We start from the raw sequence: 24,901 nt of genomic DNA, 5'->3' as shown, positions 1-24,901 counted from the left end.
ATTCATCTTTTTGTATTGCTTTTCTTCGCTCTATTTTCGAGCTGAGATAGTGGCTGCTTATCTTTTGTTTGCGCATCACCTTGAGGCGTTGTCCCATTTGTGACACGACCTTTATTTTCTTTATCCAATCAGTATCACCTCATACATTAGCATAACCGAAAAAAAGCGATTCATCCTTTAGAAAGGTGAATCGCTTTTCTAGCGAGCTGATCAGCTACATGATTTTCCTTGCTTGGAATCCACTTAATGAAAAATAAATCAAACTGGCTTTGAAGCTCGATCATCTCTTTTATAAAATGCTGAAAGGCTGGATTTTTAGCAAATCCTGCATTGGCTGCACGGTCAACTACCTGTGAATCTGTTCGAAACGAAACGGATCGCAGTCCTTTTTCTACGCAGATTTTCATCCCTTCAATGAGAGCGGAAAATTCTGCTTCGTGATTGCTCATTGATCCAAGAGGAATCGAGAAAGATTCTGCCTTTCCATCATATTTAATGAAAATGCCGATGCCAGAAGGACCCGGATTACCTGCGCTAGCACCATCAATGTATATTTCAGCTGGCAATTTATTTCACCCTTTCATCAAGCGGAACCATTTTTTTCGCTGCATACGCGTATGGTGTCGCAATCGCGGCGACGATAAATTTAATCACATAAGTCGTGATGAAGATCTCGATCCATACATGAAATGGATAGGTGCCAAGAAAGGCAATTGTTGTGAAGATCAGTGTATCAAGCAGCTGGCTGATCATCGTACTTCCAGCGTTGCGCACCCAGAGCGCACCATCGGAAGGAAATATCCGGCGAATAAACGAATATACATAAACATCTAACATTTGACTGATGATATAAGCAGCAAGACTGCCAAGTGCGACCCTTGGCATAAAGCCAAAAATGGTTTCCAGGGATGTTTGAGAAATGTCGGATGGAGCGGGATGGAAAAGTAAAGCCTCCTGCATGACAACGGTTAGTGTTAAAAGAGTGGCAAAACCAATCCAGACAGCTTTTCTCGCTTCATTTTGTCCATATTTTTCATTCAATACGTCCGTTGCAAAAAACACACTGCCATATAAAATGTTCCCAAGTGTTGCCGTTAAGCCAAACAATTCAACGGTTTTGACCACTTGTAAATTTGCAGCAACCGTCGCAAAGCCAATCCAGACGAAAAGGCCCATTTTGCCAAATCCTTTATAAAATAGAAGAACAATGATAAAATTAATGATCGCAAATAAGATCCAAATACCTTCATTAAACAAGTGACATGAACTTCCTTTCTCATTGTGAAATGTAACTTTTTGATTATAGCATAACGAACGTTTACCTTAAAAGCACGGGAAGGCGATGTGATCAATGAAATTAAGAGCACACTATACAATGAAAGTGAAATCGATTGGGTCCATTGCTTTTTTCCAAGAAGATTGGATGGAGCTAAAAGAGGCCTTGATTTTAGCCAAACATATCGACAAAAAAGAACCACAGTCACTCCTATCATTTGAAGATGAAAAAGGGGCGATGTGGTCTATTAAAGAACTTGAAAAGCTAAATGAAGAACTAAAGCTTGAACCTGATCAGCTTCAGGTCTATTTTGATGCAAGTTTTCACAAAGAAACAGGCGACTCTGGTCTTGGGGTTGTCGTTTACTATAAGCTCGGAGAAGATGCTTATCGTTTGAGAAAAAATCAGCCCTTCCAAGGAATCACCAATAATGAAGCAGAATATGCGGCTTTATTTGAGGCTGTCAAAGCTTTAAAAGATCTTGGAGCAAGCAGAAATTCTGTCACGATTAGAGGCGATTCACTTGTTGTCATGAATCAGTTAAAAGGAGAATGGCCTTGTTATGATGATATACATAACAAATGGCTCGACCGGATTGAAGCGGCTTTAAGGGAGCTGAGGCTTACGCCAACATATGAAGTCATCGATCGTAAACAAAATGCAGAGGCGGATCAGCTTGCAAGGCAGATGCTTGCAGACGTTCCAATTGAAAGTAAATTGAAATTAGAAGCAGACGGAGCTGAATAATGTGGATAAAAAAACAGCAGTACAAGAATTGACGGATCTCCAAGACACGTATTGTTCAGATTGTTTGATTAAGAAGCACTTTCGAAAAGAATATGGAAAAAAATACGCCCACTCCTTTTGTATTCAGCAATGCACAGTAGGAGAGAAAATAAAAGAATACGGACAGACGCTGCTTAAAAAGTAAGCGGCTGCCGCCCCGGTTTTCCCTGCTCAAACATCCGCTCATGAAAAAAAACGGATAGAATGTGTAAAAAGAGAACATATTCTGAAAAATGAGCCGATATAACTATAGAAAGTTTTGGTTGAGTTACTTTTTGACTAAGTGACGGATAATAGAGGAAAAGGGGAAGGCCGGCATGGATAATAAGGATTTCGAAACGGTATTACATCGAACATTTCAAGAGGTATACAGCGATCTAGAGCAGCTAGTAGATGTAGCAAAGAAGGGAAGACCTTTTCTCGAAAAAGATATTTCTGAAATTGAACAACGACTGAAGCAAAATATTTTAGCAATTGAAATTCAGCTGAAAATCAAATAAGAGAGGCATATGCCTCTCTTTATTTTGTCGTTTCATCATTGATTTAGTTGATTAGATTTTTGTTACGTTTGCAGCTTGAGGTCCACGATTACCTTCAACGATTTCAAAAGAAACTTCTTGTCCTTCTTCTAAAGACTTGTAGCCGTCACCTTCGATAGCTGTGAAGTGAACGAATACATCGTCTCCGCCTTCAACTTCAATGAAGCCGAAACCTTTTTCATTATTGAACCATTTTACTTTACCGTTTTGCATATTGCTTTTTCCTCCTAGTACTGTAGCACACCTTTTGGCATACTAAAAAAAATTTTCATCACCTAACGACTTTGCAGTTGTTAAATGATGGTTCCACTATACACCATCAAAAGTAAAGCGTCAAGCAGGCGAGCCAAATTTTGAGCAGAATGTTTGATTTTTTTGTTTTTTTGGTGAATAACAATGAAATATAAAACGTTTTCGGAACCTCACGTATAGCTTGTCCGTATATAAAAAAAATACAGAAAGAGGTGCAATCATGAATCGTTATACACTTGAAGAATTTGTTCAGAATACGCAGCAAGAAGATAAAGGAGAAGGGGTCTTCGAACTTGAAACACCAAGACTTTTAGAAATTAATTTGACTGACACGATTTGGGCAAAAACGGGTTCCATGGTTTCCTATCGAGGGAAAATCAAATTTGAACGTGAAGGTGTTTTTGAGCACGGCGTCTCCAAGATGTTCAAAAAAATGCTTTCAGGAGAAGGCACCTCACTAATGAAGGCGACAGGTGATGGGAAATTATACGTGGCAGATCAAGGTAAAAAAATCTCGATTCTTCGTTTGGCTCAAGGAGAATCCATTTTTGTGAATGGAAACGACCTGCTTGCGTTTGAACCATCTGTCCGCTGGGATATCAAATTGATGAAAAAAGTATCTGGTATGCTTGCAGGTGGATTATTTAATGTCAAATTAGAAGGGGCGGGCTTAGTTGCAATCACAAGTCATTATGAGCCGCTGACACTCATTGTTCAGCCGGGTGATTCTGTTTATACAGATCCGAATGCGACTGTTGCGTGGTCAGGGGATTTAAAAACTGAATTTGTGACAGATGTTTCCTTTAAAACGTTTATTGGCAGGGGAAGCGGAGAGTCCATTCAAATGAAGTTTACCGGAAGCGGCTTTGTTGTCGTTCAGCCGTTTGAAGAAGTATACACAACAAATGGAAATCAAGGGTGAGGAAAAAGGTGTCCGTCAATGACGGACACCTTTTTATGATAATGCGCGAGCATATGTTTTGTTATTCATGATGAGATCTGACTGCTCAACGATATCTTCCAAAATGGTTTGAGAAGATTGTTTTAAGTGCAGTTTTTTCATGTTTTGTTTCATTGTTTCTAATTTTTCTTCGTCCTGCAGCAAGTTGGTCACAGATTCTAAAATGTCTTCATGTCGGTTAATGACAATGGCAGCGCCATAATCCTCAAAGAAAAGAGCATTTTCCTTTTCTTGTCCAGGGACAGGCTTATAAAGAATGACCGGGACACCGATTGCAGTTGCTTCTGTTAAAGTAATGCCGCCTGGTTTTGTAATCATACAATCTGTTACTCTGAACAATTCATCAATTTGTTCCACATATCCAAGCGCCTTCAATTGATCTGGGTGTGCTTGTTCAAGAACGCTAAGCGATTGTTTCAGCGCGGCGTTCTTTCCGCATACAACAACAATTTGTACTTCACTGTCGAGAAGCAGCGCCTCACATAATTCCTTCACATTTTTTAGTACACCGTGAGCACCGGCCATGATGAGAAGAACTTTTTTATCTGATGATAATCCATATTTCTTATAGATCATCGATTGTGGCACGTCTGCTTCAAACTGTGGTCTAATAGGAATACCTGTCACCTTGACATCGCTTGGATGTGTGCCGATTTCCACTAATTTTTGTTTCACATAATCGGTTGCAACATAGTATCGGTCGATGTTTTCATGTACCCAAATCTTATGGAGACAAAAATCTGTCATGACATTAAAAGTCGGAATCACTTTACCGGTTTTGTTTCGGTATTCTGGTACAACAATCATCGGGAATGTAATAATGATGATGTCCGGATTGTGTAACTGAATTAATTCATCGAGACGCTTATTTCCCATCTTTAAATAAATGTTAAATTTGCGTTTATTGTAAATTTTATCTACACCGTAATAAAACAAGCGATAAAATTGTTTCCCAATGGAAAAGCTCTTCAAGTATAAATATTGAGTCACTTCTGACACAATGGGATTCGATTCTTGATACAAATTAGAAACTACAACATGTTCAAACCCTTGGGATTTGCATTCATCATACAGTGTTTTTGCTACCTGCATATGTCCATTTCCATAATTTGCGGTCAAGATTAATATTTTTTTATTGGTATTCAAGAATATTCACCTCAAATGTAATCAACAACAACAAAACTTCGTACGAAAACTATTAATCTCATAGGTCTACATATACATAAAGATAACATATAAACAGTTAGAGCATATCATTCGTTACGAAAGAATTAAACTAATTTTAAAAAACAAACAGATTCAATTGATAATGGAAGACAGAGCCATTTGTATTTTAACACATTTTGACGATTTATCATCAGACCACAGTCTATTTTATTCCCAAACGTATGGTGTTTCTTGATAAACATAATAATTTAGCCAATTCATAAACAATAAGGTTGCATGGGCTTTCCAGCGATTTACTGGGATTAATGTGTCACCATCTTCTATAAAATAGTGGACAGGTTTTTGGACTGTATCATGTTTCAACAAATCTCTTTCATATTCCTGCATCAATGTATCTGTATCATATTCAGGATGTCCAGTTAAAAATACTTGTTTATCATCATCTGAAACAATTAAACAAACACCCGCTTCTTCAGACATACTCAAGACTTTCAAATTCGGCGTGTTTTTTAATTGTTCTGTATTAATATCTGTATGCCTAGAATGTGGGACATAGTATACTTCATCAAAACCTCTGACTAATCTTTCTTTTTTCTCTTTCACAATATGCTCAAATACACCAAATTTTTTCTCGGGAAGCTTGATTTTTTCAATCCCGTAATGGTGATATAAACCTGCCTGTGCACCCCAGCAAATATGAAGGGTAGACGTTACATTGGTTTTACTCCAGTCCAAAATGTCCTGCAGCTCTTTCCAATAAGAAACTTCTTCAAAAGGTAAGTGCTCAATTGGTGCGCCAGTGATGATCATTCCATCAAATTTTTTATGGCGGATCGATTCAAAGGTCGTATAAAATTCATCTAGATGCTCTCTCGACGTATTCTTCGGTGTATGTGTACTTGGAATCAAAAACGTGAAGTACACTTGTAAAGGAGAATTTCCGAGCATTCTCAGCAGCTGCGTTTCAGTTTGTATTTTTTTTGGCATTAAATTTAAGATCACGATATTCAAAGGACGGATATCTTGCTTGAATGCCCTTGTCTCATCCATGACGAAAATATTTTCGCTCTCTAGTATTTGTTTTGCCGGCAGATGAACTGGTATGTTAATAGGCAACTCGCCACCCCCTGAACCAAAGCTAATTTCACTTCATTATAGGAACTTTCTGGCGATATTTCAATGTTTCAATTATGTTACAATGAAAATTAGAGCAAAAAAGAATGCTGTTTCTGTAAAAAAAGGAGGCCATTTTGTTATGATCACAAAGCATTTATCTGATATTGACATTGCCCAAAAGGCTAAGCTGAGACCGATTCAAGACATCGCAGCAAAGCTGCAAATACATGACGAAGAATTAGAATGCTATGGTTTCACAAAAGCGAAAATATCTTTGACTATTTTTGACCGTTTAAAGAAACAAAAAGAAGGACACGTGATTCTTGTCACTTCAATTAACCCTACGCCAGCAGGTGAGGGGAAATCCACGGTAACAGTCGGCCTTGGTCAAGCCTTCGAAAAAATTGGCAAAAAAGCGATCATTGCGATGCGTGAGCCATCATTAGGTCCTACAATGGGAATTAAAGGCGGTGCAGCGGGCGGAGGATATTCACAGGTGCTGCCAATGGAAGAAATCAATCTTCATTTCACAGGGGATTTTCATGCCATTACATCTGCACATAACGCCTTATCTGCATTTATTGATAACCATATCCATCACGGAAATGAACTCGGCATCGACACGCGGCGCATTGTGTGGAAGCGGGTGCTTGATTTAAACGATCGTGCATTAAGACAGGTCGTTGTCGGACTTGGCGGTCAGTTAAATGGGTATCCTAGAGAAGACGGATTTGATATTACAGTGGCTTCCGAAATGATGGCGATCCTCTGTTTAGCAGAAGACTTAAACGACTTAAAAAAACGTCTTTCTTCTATTGTTGTTGCCTATAATCAAGAAGGCGAGCCAGTCACAGTGGGAGCACTTGGATATGAAGGTGTTCTGACGCTACTTTTAAAAGATGCACTCAAACCAAACCTTGTTCAAACGATTGAAGGAACCCCAGCCCTTGTCCATGGCGGTCCTTTTGCTAATATTGCACATGGATGCAATAGTTTAATTGCAACCAAAATGGCAGCTAAATTAGCTGATTATGTCGTAACAGAAGCAGGATTCGGAGCAGATCTTGGAGCAGAAAAATTCCTCCACATTAAAACAAGAGCTGGTGATTTCAAACCTGGTGCAGTTGTCATTGTGGCGACAGTGAGAGCATTAAAGATGCATGGCGGAATGAAGAAAACCGAACTCAAAGAAGAGAATGCACACGCCGTAATAGAAGGTATACATAATTTAGAAAAGCATATTGAAACCGTGCAAGCTTTTGGTCTTCCATATATTGTGGCGGTAAACCGGTTTATAACGGATACAAAAGAAGAGATTCAAGCGATAGAAGATTGGTGCGAGAAACATGGCCATCCAGTCAAAGCCGTGAATGTATGGGAAGAAGGAGGCGAAGGCGGGACAGCTCTTGCCGAGGAACTAGCAGCACTCATTGAAAAGAAAAAGAACAACTTTACCTATTTGTATGAAGAGAATGATTCCATCGAAGAAAAGTTATCTAAAGTGGCCAAAGTGGTTTACGGGGCAGATGGGGTCACGCTTACAACTAAAGCAAGAAGGCAGCTGGCTGCCATTGAAGAAAACGGCTGGGCTCATTTACCGGTTTGTATGGCAAAAACACAATATTCTCTTTCGGATGATCCAGCTTTAATCGGCAGACCTAAAGGCTTTACCATTACGATTCGAGAGTTAAAGCCGTCTGTAGGAGCAGGGTTTATTGTAGCCTTAACCGGAAGCATTTTAACAATGCCTGGATTACCTAAAAAACCCGCGGCTCTTGAAATGGATTTATTAGAAGACGGCAGTGTAACAGGACTCTTTTAAACGGGAGCATAAAAAGCGATTTTCTAAAAGAAGCATGTTACGATAGGAAAAAGTGAATCCTAGGAGGCTATGAGATGTCAATTTATGATATTCAGGTCAAGACCATTAACGGTCAGGAACAATCGATGGCAGATTATAAAGGAAAAGTGCTCATTATTGTAAATACAGCAAGCAAATGTGGGCTGACTCCTCAATTTAAACAATTACAAGAGTTATATGATCAATATCATGAAAAGGGCCTTGAAATTTTAGGATTTCCGTGTAACCAATTTATGAACCAAGAGCCAGAAGGAGAAGAAGCCATTCAAGAATTCTGTTCTTTGAATTATGGAGTGACCTTCCCTATGTTTGCGAAAGTAGATGTCAATGGCGAAGAGGCGCACCCGCTGTTCAAGCATTTAACAAGTCAAGCGAAAGGTGTGCTTGGGACAAAAACAGTGAAATGGAATTTCACAAAATTTATCGTGGACCAAGACGGAGAAGTTATTGAACGATTCTCGCCGAAAACACCACCAAAAGAATTAGAAAGCTCAATCATCGCTCTGCTCAACAAATAAGATGCTGACAGTCATGCAGCGAAAACAATTGGAGGCAGCTGCCTCCTTTGTTTCAGACAGGCTGAAGGATGAACCGACTGGACACGATGCGGCTCATGTTGCTCGTGTGCGCCAGCTTGCCGTCCGTATTGCAAATCAGGAAGGCGGCTCTCTATTTATCATCGAGATGGTAGCGATTGTACATGATGTCATTGATGAAAAGCTGTCAAGTGAATGGAAGGTCACTGAAAAGCAGCTTGAGAACCAGCTCCTTTTGTGGGAATTGGACACGCGGGATGTCCGCTATATCATGGACATCATTACAACGATGTCTTTTCGTCATCGGCATAAGCAGTTTAGGCCAATGACGTTAGAGGGGGCCATTGTTCAAGATGCCGATAGGCTGGATGCGATAGGAGCAAGCGGTATCGCTAGAGTGTTTACGTATGCTGGCGCAACAGGTGAGCCCCATTATACAGAGGACATGCAGCAGGGCTCTGTGCTAAAGCATATGGAAGAAAAACTACTCAAATTAAAAGACTTGATGAACACTCATGCAGGAAAGCAGCTTGCTGATGAGCGGCATGAATTGATGAGTTTATTTATCAAGAAGTGGAAAGAAGAATGCGGCCTTACAGATGAGTAGGGTCTTTATGTGTGTAAGGAGGATATATCAATGAAAATAACAGCTATAGAACCAACGCCAAGTCCGAATACCATGAAGGTGATTTTGACAGAAGCACTTGCCGGCGGTAAAAGCAACAACTACAAAAAGGATCAAAAAGACGAAGCGCCAGAAATGATCAAGCGTATTTTAAGCATTGAAGGTGTAAAAGGGGTTTATCATGTTGCAGATTTCTTAGCGGTTGAGCGAAATGCAAAGTTTGACTGGCAGGGTATTTTACAACAGGTTAGAGAAGCCTTTGGACAAGAAACAGAAGGTCTTCAGGAAGGATCGCAGTCAGGCGATGACACATTTGGTGAAGTGAAAGTGTTTGTCCAAATGTTTAATGGGATTCCAATGCAGGTCAAACTGTCAGACGGTGAAAGAGAAGAGCGGTTTGGCATGCCTGAACGTTTTCAAGCAGCCATTTTAAAGCTTAGAAGCAGCTCAGACAATGTCGTGTTTGAACGTGTGTGGAAAGAACACGGCGTTCGTTTTGGAGAATTTGCTGATATCGGTGAGGAAGTCACAGAGGAGCTGCAAGCAGCCTATGATGATGAGCGTTTAGCCCGCTTAACAGAGGCAGTGAAAGAAGGGCAGGAAGCTGTAGATAGACAGGTGAACCGAAAGGCATATGATGTAACAGAAGACATGCTGCAAGAGGAAGATTGGAAAAAACGTTTTGCCCATTTAGAGCAAATGCAGCCAGAGCTAAAGGATATACCTGTTTTAACGAAAGCAATGGAGGATCCTAAAACGTCTATTCGCAGACAAGCCGTTGTGAATGCTGGCATGATTGAAGATCCTGCCATTCTGCCTATTTTATATAAAGGGCTCGAAGACAAAACAGTGACGGTCCGCAGAACGGCTGGTGACTGTATTTCTGACCTTGGTGACCCGAGTGCTAGCGAAGCCATGATCGCAGCATTAAAGGACCCGAGTAAGCTCGTCCGCTGGCGTGCAGCTATGTTTCTTTATGAAGAAGGGGACGAAACGGCACTTGAAGCATTAAAAGAAGCAGAGCAAGACCCTGAGTTTGAAGTCAGTCTTCAAGTGAAAATGGCGATTGAGCGCATTGAGCATGGAGAAGAAGCAAAAGGCTCTGTATGGAAGCAAATGACAGAAAGTAGAAAGAATGCATCAGAATGATGAGAAAGATGAACAAGCTGCCAATGAAAAGCAGCTTGTTTTTCTAAAAATGATAGACAGAAAAATTTTTTTAGAAAAATTATTTTGAATATTGTTGAAATATGCGAAAAAACTCTATATAGTAGTACCAATATAGAATATTGGAGGTCAGATTTTATGACACGAACCTTGCTGAGCGCTTGCTTCAGCAGCCATGTTAGTCATCGGTCATTCATAGGTGGCTAAATAAACAGAAAATTTGTAAAATAAAATCAACTCAAAATCATGCAGTCAACAAGACTTGTAGTATAGGAGGCTTTTTAAACAGATGGCAGAACTACGCAGTAACATGATTAAACAAGGAATCGACAGAGCACCTCACCGAAGCTTACTAAGAGCGGCGGGGGTAAAGGATGAGGATTTCGGCAAGCCATTTATTGCCGTATGTAATTCCTATATTGATATTGTCCCAGGACATGTCCATCTTCAGGAATTCGGGAAGATTGTGAAGGAAGCCATTCGTGAAGCTGGCGGAGTGCCATTTGAATTCAATACGATTGGCGTCGATGATGGAATTGCCATGGGTCATATCGGGATGAGATATTCATTGCCAAGCCGTGAAATCATTGCGGACTCTGTAGAAACCGTTGTATCTGCTCATTGGTTTGATGGAATGGTTTGTATTCCTAACTGCGATAAAATCACACCAGGAATGATGATGGCAGCGATGCGCGTGAATATCCCGACTGTCTTTGTGAGCGGGGGACCGATGGAAGCGGGTAGAACAAGTGACGGCAGAAAAATTTCTCTTTCTTCTGTATTTGAAGGCGTTGGTGCATACCAGTCAGGTAAAATCAATGAAGAGGAGTTAAATGAATTAGAGCAGTTTGGCTGTCCAACCTGCGGATCTTGTTCAGGTATGTTTACAGCTAACTCAATGAACTGTTTAGCGGAAGCACTCGGGATCGCTCTTCCTGGAAATGGAACGATTTTGGCGACATCACCAGAACGAAGAGAATTTGCGAAGAAGTCTGCAAAACAACTCATGGAGCTCATCAAAAAAGATATTAAACCACGGGATATTGTCACTGAAAAAGCAATTGATAATGCATTTGCATTAGATATGGCACTTGGTGGTTCAACCAATACCGTTCTTCACACATTGGCAATTGCGAATGAAGCAGGTGTTGAATATTCACTTGAACGTATCAATGAAGTAGCAGAACGTGTGCCTCATTTATCAAAACTTGCTCCAGCTTCAGACGTTTATATTGAGGATTTACATGAAGCAGGCGGTGTTACAGCGGCACTAAATGAATTGTCTAAAAAAGAAGGAGCTCTTCATTTAGATACAATGACTGTCACTGCGAAAACGCTTGGCGAGAACATTGCGGGGCATGAGGTAAAAGATTATAACGTCATTTATCCAATTGACAAGCCATTTACTGAAAAAGGCGGCTTAGCCGTTTTATTTGGAAACCTTGCGCCAGATGGAGCCATCATTAAAACGGGCGGGGTACAAGACGGGATCACACGCCACGAGGGGCCTGCGATCGTATTTGAATCCCAGGAAGAAGCCCTTGAAGGTATCATTAATAGAAAAGTAGAAGCAGGACATGTTGTCATCATTCGCTACGAAGGACCTAAAGGCGGACCTGGCATGCCTGAAATGCTTGCACCTACTTCACAAATCGTCGGCATGGGACTTGGACCAAAGGTTGCTTTAATTACAGACGGACGTTTTTCCGGCGCTTCTCGCGGATTGTCTATTGGGCACGTCTCTCCAGAGGCAGCTGAGGGCGGCCCGCTTGCATTTGTTGAAAATGGTGACCATGTCGTTGTCGATATCGAACAGCGCATTTTAAGCGTAGATGTTCCAGAGGAAGAATGGGAAAGAAGAAAAGCAAACTGGAAAGGCTTTGAGCCAAAAGTAAAAACGGGTTATCTTGCTAGATATTCAAAACTTGTGACATCAGCCAATACAGGCGGAATCATGAAAATTTAATCTGATATCGAACATTTGAAAATTGGCTCTCTCTATAGTATCCTTTATTCACAACATAAGGATTATAGAGGGGGCTTTTTTATGTCAATGGCATATGAAGAATACATGCGCCAGCTCGTTGTACCGATGCGTCAAGAGCTGACAAGTGCAGGATTTCAAGAACTAACAACGGAAGAAGAAGTAGAACAAACGATGCAAGAAGCAGAAGGAACGACATTTGTAGTTGTTAATTCTGTATGCGGGTGCGCTGCCGGCTTAGCACGCCCAGCTGCTACTCAAGCTGTGATGAAGGCAGAAAAAACTCCAGATCGAATTGTCACAGTTTTTGCTGGTCAGGACAGGGAAGCAACGGCAAAAATGAGAGAATACTTCACAGGCGAAGAGCCATCGTCTCCATCTATGGCACTTTTAAAAGGAAATGAACTCGTTCATTTTATTCCGCGTGACGAGATTGAAGGTCATGAAATGGAAGACATCATGAACAACGTCTTATCTGCATTTGAAAAACATTGCTAATACACATGTTGAAATGTCCTGTGATCAAGTCAGGGCATTTTTTCTTGATCATGATGGAGGAACCGCATGCTTATCACAACAAGCTTTAGAGCAAATGAACAAACAATTGAAACAGCAAAAGCCCTTGCAGAGGATTTACATGGTGAGTATGTAGAAAGGCGCAAACAATCCGTCAAGCAGCTTGCGATGAAACGAGGAGATGTCCTTGTTGTGGGGAAAGAAAGATTTGAATGGTATCAGCCAAATGGTGAAAAGTTTTTCTTCCATCCAAGCTCAGCGATGTTCAGGGTGAAGCGGCTCATGCGCGGGGAAAAGGATCCTTTAATCGAAGCCACGCAGCTTCAGCCGGGCGATTCCTTTTTAGATTGTACGCTTGGCCTAGGATCAGATGCCATTACAGCAAGCCTGCGAGTAGGTGCGAATGGAAGGGTCGTCGGTATCGAAAAGAATCCGATGACAGCATTGCTAGTGCGAGAAGGATTAAACACATGGGAGACAGGGGTAAGAGAGGCAGATGAAGCGATGAACCGGATATCTGTTGTAAGTGGAGACAGTATCGAGCAGCTAAAAAAGCTCTCTGATGAATCATTTGATGTCGTCTATTTTGACCCGATGTTTGAGGAGACGATTCAAGAATCTTCAAGTATCGCACCGCTCCGTCATGCGGCAGAGCACCACTTTGACCACGAAACAGCCGTCCAAGAAGCGCTGAGAGTGGCGAGAAAAAGAGTGGTTTTAAAAGATCATTGGAAAAGCACCCGATTTCTAGCAGAATCCTATCAATTTCACGTTTTAAAACGAAAAACAGCCCAATTTCATTATGGATATATTGAGAAAGAAAAAAGCCCTCGCTAAAGGTTCAGGTGTGCAGACAATTCTTTTTAATTCCTTGTCAATCATCTAAAAAAGCCCTTATTCAGGGCTTTTAATCTGTAATCTCCATATAGACAAAATAAAATAATGTCAGCAAGGAAGCCGTAATAAAAAACCCTTCAAGCATACCCATTCCTCCCAAATTTTAGTCGTCATTACTGCCATTGTAAACGTTTTATTATGAAAAAGAAAGTCTCAAATCGGTGACCAAATTGAATGACTGAAAATTCATTATATGCTAGAATAGCAGTATGATAACTTATGGAAGGAATTAGATATCATGAAGATGTGGATGAGAAAAACGCTTGTTGCGCTCTTTACAATTGCAACTTTTGGTTTAGTCTCTCCTCCGTCGGCTTTGATGACAGACAAGCCCTCTGAACTTTCTTCATCTGATAAAACGCCTTATACAGCTGTTTATGATACATCAGATGAAATGCGCAGCTGGGAACTAACGCAAGAGGAAAGCAAAGAACAGTTAGATCCCTTTGAGCAATATAAGCAAGAGGTGCTGTCAAGTGCAGAAAATCAATCCTTTCTCAAATTTGGCCGTAAAATCACACCTGTCATTGAGGACGAGTACAGAGAAGAGATTCAGCCGAAGATTGAACAAGTGTTAACTGACTATTTAACAAATTTCAAAGATGACGAAAAATTTCAAGATGTTGTTTTAACTGATCAGCCTTCAAGCGGAAATGGCGAAAAAATCTTCCACATTTACAACCGCAAGACCGGAGAAGATTTGCTCCGTTTTCATGTCAGAAGAGATCAGCCGCCTCACAGCGGATATTGGTTTAACTTTCATTACCATACAGCAGAAGATGGATTCCAGACGCATCACGAACTCGGTAATATTTACTGGGACAAAAACACCCCGCCGAGCTGGATGAGCCACTAGAAGGAGATGTCATGCCAATTGAAAAAATATACAATGAACGAAATGGTGCAGATTACAAAACAAATGTTAAATGATCGCGGAGTGAAAATTGAAGATATCGCACACATTGTGCTGAAGCTCCAAGAAAAATATCATCCAAACCTTCCACTTAGTGTCTGTATTGAAAATGTTGAAAAAGTGCTGAATAAAAGAGAAATTGTCCATGCAGTTTTAACAGGACTTGCCCTTGATCAGCTGGCAGAAAAAAAGCTCTTGCCAGAACCTTTACAGCACTTAGTTGAAACAGATGAGCCGCTATATGGAATTGATGAGATTATTCCGCTTTCCATTGTCAATGTATATGGATCAATCGGTTTGACCAACTTCGGTTATTTAGATAAAGAGAAATTTGGTATTATTCGTGAATTAGATGAAGGCCGTCCAGGTGAAGTGCATACTTTCCTTGATGACCTAGTCGCTGCACTTGCCGCAGCAGCTGCAAGCCGCATTGCTCACTCACACCAAGATATTAAGGATGAAGAGCAGGAACGAGTGAATCAAGCATAAAAAGAAAAACATGTCTGCTCATCATGCAGGCATGTTTTTTTGGTTTCAAGAAAAGCCGAAATAAGGTAAACTACAACAAGAACATAAATAAAGGATGAAAAAAATGAAACAATACAAAGAGTTATGCCGTCATGTATTACAGCACGGGGATGAAAAAGGTGACAGAACGGGTACAGGTACAATCAGCACGTTCGGTTACCAGATGAGATTTGATTTACAGGAAGGATTTCCTCTTTTAACCACAAAGAAATTACACCTGAAATCGATCATTCATGAGTTGCTTTGGTTTTTAAAAGGTGATACAAATGTCAAATATCTTCAAGAAAATGGTGTCCGCATTTGGAACGAATGGGCAGATGAAAATGGAGAGCTGGGCCGTGTATACGGTGCACAGTGGAGATCATGGGCGAGCGGAGACGGCGAGACAGTGGATCAGATCACAAAGCTGATTCATGATATTGAGCACAACCCGAATTCAAGACGACTGATCGTCAGCGCTTGGAACCCGGGGGAAATTGATCAAATGGCGCTGCCTCCTTGTCATTGTCTATTTCAATTTTACGTATCAAACGGGAAGCTTTCCTGCCAGCTATATCAAAGATCGGCAGATATCTTTTTAGGCGTGCCATTTAATATTGCTTCATATGCCCTTCTAACGATGATGATTGCCAAAGTCACAAATCTTGAGCCAGGAGAGTTTATTCACACACTCGGAGATGCTCATATTTATCAAAATCATCTTCCACAGGTGAAAATGCAGCTAGAGCGCGAGGAACGCACGCTTCCTACGCTTCGTATTACAAGAGATGTAAAGAGCATTTTTGATTTTACGTTTGATGATTTTGTGCTTGAGAACTATGATCCGCATCCGCATATAAAAGGAGAAGTCAGTGTATGATTTCCATGATTGCGGCGACAGGAGAAGACAGAGTCATTGGTCTAGATAATCAAATGCCTTGGCATTTACCAGCAGATTTAGCGTATTTTAAAAAAGTCACAGGCGGTCACACGATTGTCATGGGCAGAAAAACCTTTGAATCCATTGGACGAGCGCTGCCTAACCGCCGAAATATTGTGCTGACCACAAGTTCTTCTTTTAAAGCAGAAGGATGCGAGGTTGTTCATTCAATTGCTGATATTTTGGCAATTGGGGAAAGCGAGACAGAGCTATTTATCATTGGCGGGTCTAAGCTGTATGAAGAAATGATGCCATATGCTGATCGTCTCTATATCACGCACATTCACCATGCGTTTGAAGGAGACCGCTATTTCCCGTATTACAATGAAGATGAATGGACGATTGTATCACGCGAAAAAGGCCATCGTGACGAAAAGAACCCCTACAATTATGAATTTGTCGTATATGACAAAAAAGGATAAGTGAGTAGGAGGAGTACGGTTGTTTCGTTATTGGTTTTTAACGATTTATGTTGTTGTATCCTTTTTAAAAAGTATGAGGCATTTGTACGATCATGAATTAACGGATCCACGCATTTCCTATACGAAACGAATGCATCTCATTCATGAGCATGTAAAAAGGTTTTCCCGGGGATGTATTGATCAATCAGGATCAGTCATGACCATTCATCAGCAAAAGAAGCTGCCAGATGGCCCGGTTATTTATGTCACAAAAGAGCTGAATCCAGTCACAACGACATTATTGATCGGCCACCTTGAGAAGCCATTTGCTTTCATGGCAAAGCCGAAGCTCTTTCGGTATCCGATTTTAAAACAATGGCTCAAAAAAATGGCGGTTATCCATCAGAATCAAACGGATGAGGTCTTATTAGAAGAAGCAAAGGAAAGAATCGTGTCTGGGCAGAGTCTATTGCTTTCAGAAGCGTATCGTCATATTGCAGAGGCGCTTGCTGAAGAATACGATTGTCCGCTTGTACCAATTGAAACTAGCGGAACGGATCGTCTTTTAACTGGGAAGATCGTGAAAAGACTGCGTCCTGTTAATGTCGATATTCATATTAAAGCTCCTGTCATGATCAGTGATTACGCACAAAAACGTGCATAGAAAAAACCAGCATCCGAATAGTGGATGCTGGTTTTTTCATTCTATGCAGCAGGAATGTTTACGCAATAGAATAAAATACAGAAGAACATCGATGCGCTGCCGCCAAGAACAAAGCTGTGCCAAATCGCATGATGATAGGGAATTTTCCGCCAAATATAAAAGATGGTTCCGACTGAATATAATATGCCGCCTAACAGTAAGAGGCCAAATCCTGCACCTGTTAATTGGATATAAAGCGGTTTGATGGCGATGATGATCATCCAGCCCATTAATAAATAGACAAGGGTAGATACGATAATAAAGCGTTTGACGAAAAAGATTTTAAAGACAATCCCACCAGCAGCAAGCGCCCATACAATGGCAAGGAGCGTATAGCCGAGTGCACCTTTTAGTGGTCCAAGTAAAAAGGGTGTATATGTACCAGCAATCAATACATAAATAGCCGAGTGGTCGAGGATTTCAAAAATATCTTTTGTTTTTTTGTGCCGAATGCTATGAAGCAGGGTTGAGCTTAAATAAAGCAGCAGCATGGATGCACCAAATATCGAAAAGCTGATAATGTCTGTGACAGTGCCGTATTGAACAGCGAATAAGACGAGAAACACAATGGCTGGGATGGATAAAATAACACCAATGCCATGTGTAATGGCGTTCGCAATTTCTTCTTTTACAGTAAACAATGGATGTCCTCCTTTTATTGAACCGGTATATAACCATCAAGCGACTTCAGGAATGAAAGACCTTCAAGTGTAATCTTCGTTCCGGCCCTGCCTTTTCCTTTCGTCACGTATGCTTTTTTCTCAAGATCATCTAAGCGGTTTCGCACCTGCTGAGGGGTCAGCGGGATATCTCCTTGTTTGCTTAATTCAGATAAGATGCGCCTGCTGGCTGCTTCTCCTTTTTCATTGAGAGATTTAATGGCTTCCAGCAAGAAAACAAATTCTTGTTTTTCCATTAGTGTAAGCTGGTGTTCTTCCTTTTTACCTTTCACGGCTGAGGGAAGAGGTGCTAACACAAAGGGCGGTAAATGATGTAAAAATACCGTGTGGCCCTCGAGTATGGACGCAGCGTAATGAACAATATTTTTGAGTTCTTGGACATTTCCTTCAAATGGATACTGCTGCAAGGCTTCCCAAACACTTGGATCAATATCAGGTGCCATGTTCAGCTTTTGAAAGAAAGCATTTGTTAACACAGGAATATCTGTTTTTCGTTCGGCTAAAGCTGGAAGGGCCAAATGAAGAACATTCAGACGATAAAACAGCTCGGGTAAAAAGGTAGAAGAAACCCTGAGTGCCTCTATTGATAAAGACGAAGAAGCGATTACTTTTGTTGCAGGTGACGTTTCTAGAAAGTGAATGACCTGGTGCTGCATAGAAATACTTAATGCACCGATTTCATCTAAATAAAGAATTTGATTGTTTTTTTCTATGAAGGCTTTCTGTAAGGTTTCTTCATTCAAGATGGGGCAATACATGTGTGTCAGTGATGCGTGTGGAACAGATACGTTCGCCATTTCTTGGGCGAATAGCGTTTTGCCTGTGCCGATGTCTCCTGTTATCAAGACCGGCTGTTCGTTTTTCGAAAATTGTTTTGCCAGATGAATTGCATGCTTGATATCTTGATGATCACCATAGATAGATGCGAATGATTGAGTGGCCATTGGGTGATTCCTTTCTTTGTGGTTCTAATTGGTTCAATTGTAACACCCAATTAAAACAAATGTACAGGAAAACGAAAAAGTTTATAAAATTTATGATGGATCCATGATCTATTGGTTTATTTTTTGAATATTCATGTTATAATGACAAATTAAATAAGGTTAAAGAGAAAGGATCTTGTACATGAAACCGTTGCTCAAAGAAAATACGCTAATTCAAGTGAAAGACATCTTAAAAGCCCATCAAAATTTGAAGGATGTAGTCATTCATACACCACTTCAAAAAAATGAGCGACTTTCTGAACGATATGAATGTAATGTCTACTTAAAAAGAGAGGATCTTCAAGTAGTTCGTTCCTTTAAATTAAGAGGCGCTTTTAATAAAATGAGCCAGCTTCCAAAAGATAAACTAGAAAATGGCATTGTCTGTGCAAGTGCAGGAAATCACGCACAGGGTGTTGCCTATTCTTGTAAATATTTAGGCATCCACGGGAAAATCTTTATGCCTGCTACGACGCCAAGGCAAAAAGTATCACAAGTGGAGCTGTTCGGAAAAGAATATGTTGAAATTATCTTAACCGGAGATACGTTTGATGATTCGTATCATGAAGCCGTAAAATGCGGAGATGAAGAGAAGCGCGAATTTATCCATCCGTTTGATGATCTGGATGTGATGGCAGGACAAGGAACGACTGCTGTCGAAATCTTAAATGATATCGAAGTGGAGCCTCACTTTTTATTTGCAAGTGTCGGAGGTGGAGGTCTGTTATCTGGTGTTGGTACATATATCAAAAATATCTCACCAGAAACCGAAATCATTGCAGTCGAACCGCTTGGCGCAGCTTCACTGCATGCCTCGCATGAGAAGGGCGAGGTTGTGACACTTGATTCGATTGATAAGTTTGTAGACGGAGCAGCGGTTCAGCGGATTGGCGAAAAGACGTTTACATCGCTTCAGTCTGTTGTCGATAAAATCAGTCTTGTACCCGAAGGGAAAGTGTGTACAACGATTTTAGAGCTGTATAATCAATGTGCGATTGTAGCAGAACCGGCAGGCGCATTGCCAATCGCAGCATTAGATGCTCATCGCGAGGAGATCAAAGGGAAAAATGTTGTCTGTATTGTCAGTGGAGGAAATAATGACATCGGCAGAATGCAGGAAATCAAAGAACGCTCGATGATCTATGAAGGGCTTCAACATTACTTTATTGTCAATTTTCCGCAAAGAGCAGGAGCGCTTCGTGAATTTTTAGATGAAGTGTTAGGGCCAAATGACGATATCTCACGCTTTGAATATACGAAAAAGAATAACCGAAGCAAAGGTCCTGCGCTAGTCGGCATCGAATTGAAAGAAAGAGATGACTATGCAGCGCTGATTGAGCGGATGGATAGAAAAGGCTTTCACTATGTTGAAGTGAATAAAGATCAAGATTTATTCCACCTATTTATTTAGGCTTAACAGATAATTGGAAAAGAGGATTGATCGTTTGTGCTGCTCAAAACAATATGTTTTAGACGGATGGATGGAGCTCAGATCAAGGTAACAGAAGTCCCTGTTCTAAAGGGAGATGAGACGTATCGTTTCATGCTCACATTTAGACTTGAAGCTTTCTTGAAAAAAGTCTATGTATCTAAAGGAAAGAGAACTGTGTACTCTTTCAGAGAGGATGTGAAACGTAACGTCAAGTGGAGCACATATGAACAGATCTATCAGGAGCCTACACTGAAACACAATGCGTAAGCAGGAATCTTTGTCAAAAGGGGTAAGCAGCCATTTTGAAGTGGCCGCTGCTCAGTTTGGCAAGGATTTTTTTCTTGACAAGAAGAAAATGTGACAATTTCAAAAACGTTAGGTCAGTTGTTTTCAAGTGTGCAGGAAATAAGGTAATATCATAAGTAAAGACTAAGACAGCAAGGATGAGACGATAGTGAAACAAATTAAAATTGTAACAGATTCAACTGTGGACCTTCCGCAAGAAAAAATCAATGATCTTTCCATTCACGTGATTCCGCTCAATATCTCCATTTCTGGAGTTGATTATATTGACCGGGTGAATATACAGCCAGATGAATTTATTGAAAAAATGGAGGCTGCTGAGGAACTGCCGAAAACGTCTCAACCTGCGATCGGTCAATTCGTCGAATTATATGAAAAGCTGACGGCAGATGGAAGCGAAGTGATCAGTATCCATTTAACTGGTGGTATGAGCGGTACTGTTCAAACTGCTGAAAGCGCTTCGAAAATGGTAGATGGAAATATCACGGTGATTGATTCGAATTTTATTTCCTATGGATTAGGATTTCAAGTCATCAAAGCAGCAGAACTAGCCAAAAAGGGTGCAAGCCGTGAAGATATTATCACAGAATTAGATAAAATCCGTCATCAAACAAAGCTATATGTCACGATCGATACATTAGAAAATCTCGTCAAAGGCGGCAGAATCGGAAGAGGAAAGGCGCTGATCGGCTCACTTCTTCACATCAAACCAATTGCCAGCTTGACAGACGGGGTATATACGCCAGAAGCGAATGTGAGAAGCTACTCTGCGCTTGTCCGCCATCTGACAAAACAGTATGTACAGGCGGTGAAGGGAAAAACAGTTCAAGCCATTGGGATCGCACATGCAGATGCATTAGAACTCGCTGAAAAGCTAAAAAAAGCGCTACTTGACCACACACCTGAAGCACTGATTGACATCGCCTACACAACACCGATTATTTCTTGTCATACCGGAAAGGGCGCAATAGGCTTTACTTTTTATACCGATTGATAGAAAAAGGGGATGGACATATCATGTATAGAAAAAGGGGAGCCTTACTTGGTGCGCTTATGACGATAAGCGTGCTTCTTTTAGTCTCATGTTCAAATGGGCAAATCAAGGATGCTTTAAATTATCAAATAGAGCCGTTTGAGTTTGAAAACCAAGATGGCCAAAAGGTGTCATTGGATGATTTGAAGGGGAAAGTATGGGTAGCTGATTTTATTTTCACAAGCTGTGAAACGATTTGTCCGCCGATGACTGCTCATATGACAGAGCTGCAAAAACGGTTAAAAGAAGAAAAATTGGATGCGCATATCATTTCCTTTAGCGTGGACCCAGAGGTCGATTCACCGAAAAAGCTAAAGGAATTTGCAAAAGCCTATCCATTGTCCTTTAAAAATTGGGATTTTCTCACTGGGTATTCACAGTCAGAAATTGAAAAATTCGCAATGAAAAGCTTTAAAACCATTGTAAAAAAACCTGAAGATGAAGACCAAGTGATTCATCAGTCTCTGTTTTTTCTTGTCAATCAAGATGGGAAAGTGATGAAAAATTATGATGGCGTGCAAAACACACCTTATGATGATATCATCAAGGACATCAAAACGCTGAACCGAAGCTAGCATAAGGATGTTCAAATGGGCGAAAACATGATACACTTTTTTAATCAGAAAAAGGAGGGACATCATCGTTTGAAGGCTCGTTTGATTTTGATTGTGATGTCTCTAGCTTTTGTTCTTTCTGCATGTTCCGCGCAAGAGGCTGGCATAAAGGATAAACTAGAAGACACACCAAAAGTAAAAGAACATATTACCATCGCAGCGGTTGGAGATTCCTTAACAGAAGGAATCGGAGATCAAGATAAAAAAGGCTATGCAGGCATAACCCGTGACAAGATAGAAGCAGTGGACGGCGTGCAGTCTGTCACATTAAAAAACTATGCCATTAAAGGCAGTAGAACAGTAGATTTATTAAAAAGATTAAAAGAAAAAAAGGTGCAGGACGGACTGAAAGACGCTGACTATATTTTCTTTACGATCGGCGGGAATGATCTCATGCATGTTGTCCGTCAAAATGTGCTTAATTTGACGTTTGCTCCTTTTCAAAAAGAGCAAGGTCCTTTTGAAGAGCGCTTTAAAACCATTCTTGCTCAACTGAGAGAACAGAATGACCATGCGAAAATCATGTATGTCAGCATGTACAATCCTTTTAAATTCAGTTTGTCTGAGCTGCGAGATATTGATCAAGTCGTTCAAGACTGGAATGCCGCTGCCAAAAAGGAACTCAAAAAAGACGGCAATGCGGATATGATCAATGTAGCAGATTTATTTGAAGAAGGTTCTGATGAAAAATTACTGGCAGAAGATGATTTCCACCCAAACCAAAAGGGGTACTCTCTTATGGCAAATCGTTTATTCTCCGAAGTGAAAAAAGAAGGACTGCCGAAGGAATAGGGTGAAACAGATGAAAAAATGGAAAAGCTTATTTTTTATTTTACTTGCAATCAATCTATTGATTGTGATTGGCTGCGGTATTTTGATGCTGCTGCCAGGCGGTCAATCCGCTTCAACCAAAGAAGTGAAAAGCGAATATGCTTTTAATATATCCAGCTCAAAGGAATCACTCACCAGCTTTGTGAATGATTATTTGAAAAATCAAGGATCAAATGATATGCCAGACTTTCATGTAGCAATCGATCAAGATGTGAAAGTAACAGGCGCAATTAAAGCTTTCTCTTCAACGATTGATGCAAACGTCTCATTTACGCCAACTGTTGAAGATAATGGTGATGTGCTTTTGAAAGTGGATGACTTTTCAATTGGACAATTGAGCATTCCGATTAGTTTTGTTTTAAGCTACATGGGTCAGTTCTATGAGCTGCCAGAGTTCGTTCATGTAAAACCGGATCAAAAAACGGTTGAAGTGCGTCTTTCAGAAATGCCGCTGACGAATGATATGTATGTGAAAGCAAATAAAATTGATCTGCAGAACGATGAAATTGAATTCTCATATTATCATCCAAAGCAATAGAACGTGTGAGTCAGGAGTGAAATCATGAAGCGAGTCTATCAATATTTTAGTTTACTGTCGTTTTTATTTGCTGCGTACTTTGGCATAACAGCTGCCAATGCTTTAAAAGCAGAAAATATCGATCAGTTTTACTTAAATATTGCCTACTGTGCATTATTTCTAGGCACGATGATTCTTGCTTTTGATTTTCAAAAGCAAGAAAAAGCTGAAGATGTCTCGTAAGGAGCCTTTTCCACTTTAGGAAAGGCTCTTTTTTATAATTGCCGAGACAAGACCACCTTTGCCATAAGTTCAGGATCTCCGTTAGCAAAACCATGAAGCAGAATCAGGTATGCACGCTTTGTTTGCAGATGAACTTTTGGGATATCAAGCAGTACACTTTGAGTGCCGGCGGCTTTCAATTCAAAATGATATTTGTTCGGGGAGAAATGATGAATGTGGGTGCTGTTTACATAATCAAGCTCCTTCGATATAACCCCATGGTCTCGTTCGTATATATCTATAGAAGGAAGGTCCGGAGACAGCTGTACAAATGTAAGTGCTGACAGGTCTTCTTGTTTGATCAAAGTAGCCTGCTGCTCAGTCAAGAGTGCAAAGCCTGCACGGGCACCTGTGATACATAATGTGTAGACCTCGCCGCTCTTAAATCGAATGCGGGAATGAAGAATTCTCTCATTTGTAGCCAGTTTGAACACTTCTATTTCATACATTCCCTCATCCCACTCCATATAAGCGGTCAAATGGCTGTAAGGCATTGGTTTCATTATCTGCTTCCGGTTCACATAAACAGCGAGCTCACTGAGATCTGGTGCAGCGTGAAATAATCGAATAAAGGCTTTTGATGAAGGGCTGCTTTGAAGATGCTCGTAGGTGTCAGCGAATGGCCGATATGGAAAGTCATGATAAAAGAGCTGCTGCATGTCATCAATCCCTTCTTTCTCATGCAATGGTGTTTTTTGTAGCGTATGCATGAAAAAGACGATCTGTATAGGCAAAAGAAGCATAGAAAAAAGCCTGACGTTTTCCGTCAGGCCGGCATGTTAAGAAGGAGAAGAATATTGATGATATTCAGCTAGTTTAATGAACGTTTTTTCATCCTCAATTAAACCACAAACACCGCACTGGACTTTTATTTGAGGACCTTGATAGCTCAAGTGAAAAGGAGACAGCTGTTCTCCTTCGTATCTTTCAACAACTGCTCCTGTTGCTGGATCAAGCTTTACAGGTTCTGAAAGTTGCTCAATGAGATTAAAGCGCGTTCTGTTTGTTTTACAGTTTGGACAAAGATAAGGGCTTGTCATGGTTTGTTCCACCTCTTTTTATCCGTAGCATGTCCTGAG

The 24,901-nt window shown here is 40.6% G+C and carries 33 protein-coding genes; 23 read left to right on the top strand and 10 right to left on the bottom strand.

What is annotated here, in order from left to right; all coding sequences use genetic code 11:
• Nucleotides 1-2: 2 nt before the first annotated feature.
• The 3 genes from AAYR28_RS10040 to AAYR28_RS10030 are packed head-to-tail and all read right to left on the bottom strand — an operon-like array spanning nucleotide 3 to nucleotide 1,257.
• Nucleotides 3-128, bottom strand: a complete 126-nt coding sequence (locus AAYR28_RS10040; RefSeq protein WP_003215584.1) for a hypothetical protein — start codon at nucleotides 126-128, stop codon at nucleotides 3-5.
• Nucleotides 129-170: 42 nt separating this feature from the next.
• On the bottom strand, nucleotides 171-566 hold the full coding sequence (locus AAYR28_RS10035) for a reverse transcriptase-like protein (RefSeq protein WP_024428129.1): 396 nt from the start codon (nucleotides 564-566) through the stop codon (nucleotides 171-173).
• Nucleotide 567: 1 nt separating this feature from the next.
• Nucleotides 568-1,257, bottom strand: a complete 690-nt coding sequence (locus AAYR28_RS10030) for a queuosine precursor transporter (protein WP_024422750.1) — start codon at nucleotides 1,255-1,257, stop codon at nucleotides 568-570.
• Between the two features lie 94 nt (nucleotides 1,258-1,351).
• Here AAYR28_RS10030 and AAYR28_RS10025 point away from each other — a divergent pair, with 94 nt between their 5' ends.
• The 3 genes from AAYR28_RS10025 to AAYR28_RS10015 all read left to right on the top strand — a co-directional run bounded on the left by AAYR28_RS10025 (nucleotide 1,352) and on the right by AAYR28_RS10015 (nucleotide 2,562).
• Entirely contained in the window at nucleotides 1,352-2,023 is a 672-nt protein-coding gene (locus AAYR28_RS10025) for a ribonuclease H family protein (RefSeq protein ID WP_120208118.1), read from the top strand.
• Between the two features lies 1 nt (nucleotide 2,024).
• The gene (locus AAYR28_RS10020; protein WP_024422748.1) at nucleotides 2,025-2,207 is read left to right on the top strand and encodes a zinc-finger domain-containing protein; all 183 of its coding nucleotides are present in this window, start codon (nucleotides 2,025-2,027) and stop codon (nucleotides 2,205-2,207) included.
• 172 nt (nucleotides 2,208-2,379) lie between these two features.
• Nucleotides 2,380-2,562 carry a hypothetical protein gene (locus AAYR28_RS10015; protein ID WP_008346368.1) on the top strand — a complete coding sequence of 61 codons (183 nt, stop codon included), beginning with the start codon at nucleotides 2,380-2,382 and terminating at the stop codon, nucleotides 2,560-2,562.
• Nucleotides 2,563-2,613: 51 nt separating this feature from the next.
• Here the strand turns inward: AAYR28_RS10015 and cspD are convergent, their stop codons facing one another.
• Nucleotides 2,614-2,814, bottom strand: coding sequence for a cold-shock protein CspD (gene cspD, locus AAYR28_RS10010; RefSeq protein ID WP_003215784.1), 201 nt, complete (start codon nucleotides 2,812-2,814; stop codon nucleotides 2,614-2,616).
• Nucleotides 2,815-3,073: 259 nt separating this feature from the next.
• On the opposite strand from cspD, the gene AAYR28_RS10005 reads away from it, so the two are divergent.
• Nucleotides 3,074-3,775: an AIM24 family protein gene (locus AAYR28_RS10005; RefSeq protein WP_024428131.1), complete on the top strand. Its 702-nt coding sequence runs from the start codon at nucleotides 3,074-3,076 to the stop codon at nucleotides 3,773-3,775.
• A 33-nt stretch (nucleotides 3,776-3,808) separates the two neighbouring features.
• Here the strand turns inward: AAYR28_RS10005 and AAYR28_RS10000 are convergent, their stop codons facing one another.
• Together AAYR28_RS10000 and metA are read right to left on the bottom strand one after the other, a co-directional pair.
• Complete coding sequence (locus tag AAYR28_RS10000) at nucleotides 3,809-4,960, bottom strand: diglucosyl diacylglycerol synthase (protein ID WP_024428132.1); 1,152 nt, start codon at nucleotides 4,958-4,960, stop codon at nucleotides 3,809-3,811.
• Between the two features lie 228 nt (nucleotides 4,961-5,188).
• Nucleotides 5,189-6,097, bottom strand: coding sequence for a homoserine O-acetyltransferase MetA (metA, locus tag AAYR28_RS09995; RefSeq protein WP_024428133.1), 909 nt, complete (start codon nucleotides 6,095-6,097; stop codon nucleotides 5,189-5,191).
• A gap of 139 nt (nucleotides 6,098-6,236) precedes the next feature.
• Here metA and AAYR28_RS09990 point away from each other — a divergent pair, with 139 nt between their 5' ends.
• The 12 genes from AAYR28_RS09990 (at nucleotide 6,237) to AAYR28_RS09935 (ending at nucleotide 17,108) form a co-directional block, all read left to right on the top strand.
• Nucleotides 6,237-7,919 carry a formate--tetrahydrofolate ligase gene (locus AAYR28_RS09990; RefSeq protein WP_120208116.1) on the top strand — a complete coding sequence of 561 codons (1,683 nt, stop codon included), beginning with the start codon at nucleotides 6,237-6,239 and terminating at the stop codon, nucleotides 7,917-7,919.
• Between the two features lie 74 nt (nucleotides 7,920-7,993).
• The gene (locus AAYR28_RS09985; protein WP_024428135.1) at nucleotides 7,994-8,476 is read left to right on the top strand and encodes a glutathione peroxidase; all 483 of its coding nucleotides are present in this window, start codon (nucleotides 7,994-7,996) and stop codon (nucleotides 8,474-8,476) included.
• A 13-nt stretch (nucleotides 8,477-8,489) separates the two neighbouring features.
• The gene (locus tag AAYR28_RS09980; protein ID WP_259455929.1) at nucleotides 8,490-9,101 is read left to right on the top strand and encodes an HD domain-containing protein; all 612 of its coding nucleotides are present in this window, start codon (nucleotides 8,490-8,492) and stop codon (nucleotides 9,099-9,101) included.
• Between the two features lie 30 nt (nucleotides 9,102-9,131).
• A complete protein-coding gene (locus AAYR28_RS09975; protein WP_120208112.1) occupies nucleotides 9,132-10,268 on the top strand; it encodes a conserved virulence factor C family protein in 1,137 nt (378 codons plus the stop codon).
• Nucleotides 10,269-10,575: 307 nt separating this feature from the next.
• Nucleotides 10,576-12,252 (top strand): dihydroxy-acid dehydratase, encoded by a 1,677-nt coding sequence (ilvD, locus tag AAYR28_RS09970; RefSeq protein ID WP_024422739.1) that lies wholly within the window; start codon nucleotides 10,576-10,578, stop codon nucleotides 12,250-12,252.
• Nucleotides 12,253-12,333: 81 nt separating this feature from the next.
• Nucleotides 12,334-12,768: a BrxA/BrxB family bacilliredoxin gene (locus AAYR28_RS09965; RefSeq protein WP_024422738.1), complete on the top strand. Its 435-nt coding sequence runs from the start codon at nucleotides 12,334-12,336 to the stop codon at nucleotides 12,766-12,768.
• Between the two features lie 66 nt (nucleotides 12,769-12,834).
• Nucleotides 12,835-13,623, top strand: a complete 789-nt coding sequence (locus AAYR28_RS09960) for a class I SAM-dependent methyltransferase (protein WP_024428138.1) — start codon at nucleotides 12,835-12,837, stop codon at nucleotides 13,621-13,623.
• A 298-nt stretch (nucleotides 13,624-13,921) separates the two neighbouring features.
• Nucleotides 13,922-14,539: a YpjP family protein gene (locus AAYR28_RS09955; RefSeq protein WP_024428139.1), complete on the top strand. Its 618-nt coding sequence runs from the start codon at nucleotides 13,922-13,924 to the stop codon at nucleotides 14,537-14,539.
• Between the two features lie 18 nt (nucleotides 14,540-14,557).
• Complete coding sequence (locus AAYR28_RS09950; protein ID WP_024428140.1) at nucleotides 14,558-15,085, top strand: phosphatidylglycerophosphatase A family protein; 528 nt, start codon at nucleotides 14,558-14,560, stop codon at nucleotides 15,083-15,085.
• Between the two features lie 103 nt (nucleotides 15,086-15,188).
• Nucleotides 15,189-15,983 (top strand): thymidylate synthase, encoded by a 795-nt coding sequence (locus AAYR28_RS09945; RefSeq protein ID WP_024428141.1) that lies wholly within the window; start codon nucleotides 15,189-15,191, stop codon nucleotides 15,981-15,983.
• A complete protein-coding gene (folA, locus tag AAYR28_RS09940) occupies nucleotides 15,980-16,465 on the top strand; it encodes a type 3 dihydrofolate reductase (RefSeq protein WP_024428142.1) in 486 nt (161 codons plus the stop codon). Before AAYR28_RS09945 ends, folA begins: the two co-directional genes overlap by 4 nt.
• Before the next feature lie 19 nt (nucleotides 16,466-16,484).
• Nucleotides 16,485-17,108 (top strand): lysophospholipid acyltransferase family protein, encoded by a 624-nt coding sequence (locus AAYR28_RS09935; RefSeq protein ID WP_024428143.1) that lies wholly within the window; start codon nucleotides 16,485-16,487, stop codon nucleotides 17,106-17,108.
• A 41-nt stretch (nucleotides 17,109-17,149) separates the two neighbouring features.
• Here the strand turns inward: AAYR28_RS09935 and trhA are convergent, their stop codons facing one another.
• Together trhA and AAYR28_RS09925 are read right to left on the bottom strand one after the other, a co-directional pair.
• Complete coding sequence (gene trhA / locus AAYR28_RS09930; RefSeq protein WP_024428144.1) at nucleotides 17,150-17,788, bottom strand: PAQR family membrane homeostasis protein TrhA; 639 nt, start codon at nucleotides 17,786-17,788, stop codon at nucleotides 17,150-17,152.
• A 14-nt stretch (nucleotides 17,789-17,802) separates the two neighbouring features.
• Entirely contained in the window at nucleotides 17,803-18,771 is a 969-nt protein-coding gene (locus AAYR28_RS09925) for a sigma 54-interacting transcriptional regulator (RefSeq protein WP_024428145.1), read from the bottom strand.
• A gap of 181 nt (nucleotides 18,772-18,952) precedes the next feature.
• Between AAYR28_RS09925 and ilvA the strand changes: the two genes are divergently transcribed.
• The 7 genes from ilvA (at nucleotide 18,953) to ypmT (ending at nucleotide 23,783) form a co-directional block, all read left to right on the top strand.
• Complete coding sequence (gene ilvA / locus AAYR28_RS09920) at nucleotides 18,953-20,221, top strand: threonine ammonia-lyase IlvA (protein ID WP_024428146.1); 1,269 nt, start codon at nucleotides 18,953-18,955, stop codon at nucleotides 20,219-20,221.
• A gap of 36 nt (nucleotides 20,222-20,257) precedes the next feature.
• Entirely contained in the window at nucleotides 20,258-20,509 is a 252-nt protein-coding gene (locus AAYR28_RS09915; protein WP_024428147.1) for a YpmP family protein, read from the top strand.
• 187 nt (nucleotides 20,510-20,696) lie between these two features.
• Nucleotides 20,697-21,539, top strand: a complete 843-nt coding sequence (locus tag AAYR28_RS09910; RefSeq protein WP_024422727.1) for a DegV family protein — start codon at nucleotides 20,697-20,699, stop codon at nucleotides 21,537-21,539.
• A gap of 23 nt (nucleotides 21,540-21,562) precedes the next feature.
• Nucleotides 21,563-22,153, top strand: a complete 591-nt coding sequence (locus AAYR28_RS09905; protein ID WP_034280525.1) for an SCO family protein — start codon at nucleotides 21,563-21,565, stop codon at nucleotides 22,151-22,153.
• A 69-nt stretch (nucleotides 22,154-22,222) separates the two neighbouring features.
• Nucleotides 22,223-22,984 (top strand): SGNH/GDSL hydrolase family protein, encoded by a 762-nt coding sequence (locus AAYR28_RS09900; protein ID WP_259455928.1) that lies wholly within the window; start codon nucleotides 22,223-22,225, stop codon nucleotides 22,982-22,984.
• A 10-nt stretch (nucleotides 22,985-22,994) separates the two neighbouring features.
• The gene (locus AAYR28_RS09895; protein ID WP_024422724.1) at nucleotides 22,995-23,561 is read left to right on the top strand and encodes a YpmS family protein; all 567 of its coding nucleotides are present in this window, start codon (nucleotides 22,995-22,997) and stop codon (nucleotides 23,559-23,561) included.
• A gap of 24 nt (nucleotides 23,562-23,585) precedes the next feature.
• Nucleotides 23,586-23,783: a protein YpmT gene (ypmT, locus tag AAYR28_RS09890; RefSeq protein ID WP_024422723.1), complete on the top strand. Its 198-nt coding sequence runs from the start codon at nucleotides 23,586-23,588 to the stop codon at nucleotides 23,781-23,783.
• Between the two features lie 32 nt (nucleotides 23,784-23,815).
• Here ypmT and AAYR28_RS09885 read toward each other — a convergent pair whose 3' ends face one another.
• Nucleotides 23,816-24,532 carry a DUF4397 domain-containing protein gene (locus AAYR28_RS09885; RefSeq protein ID WP_235046713.1) on the bottom strand — a complete coding sequence of 239 codons (717 nt, stop codon included), beginning with the start codon at nucleotides 24,530-24,532 and terminating at the stop codon, nucleotides 23,816-23,818.
• A gap of 69 nt (nucleotides 24,533-24,601) precedes the next feature.
• A complete protein-coding gene (locus AAYR28_RS09880) occupies nucleotides 24,602-24,862 on the bottom strand; it encodes a hypothetical protein (RefSeq protein WP_061109261.1) in 261 nt (86 codons plus the stop codon).
• Between the last annotated feature and the right edge of the window lie 39 nt (nucleotides 24,863-24,901).

Source organism: Bacillus safensis (assembly GCF_039619585.1).
Classification (GTDB): Bacteria; Bacillota; Bacilli; order Bacillales; family Bacillaceae; genus Bacillus; species Bacillus safensis.
This window is presented reverse-complemented; position numbering and strand designations above follow the sequence as displayed.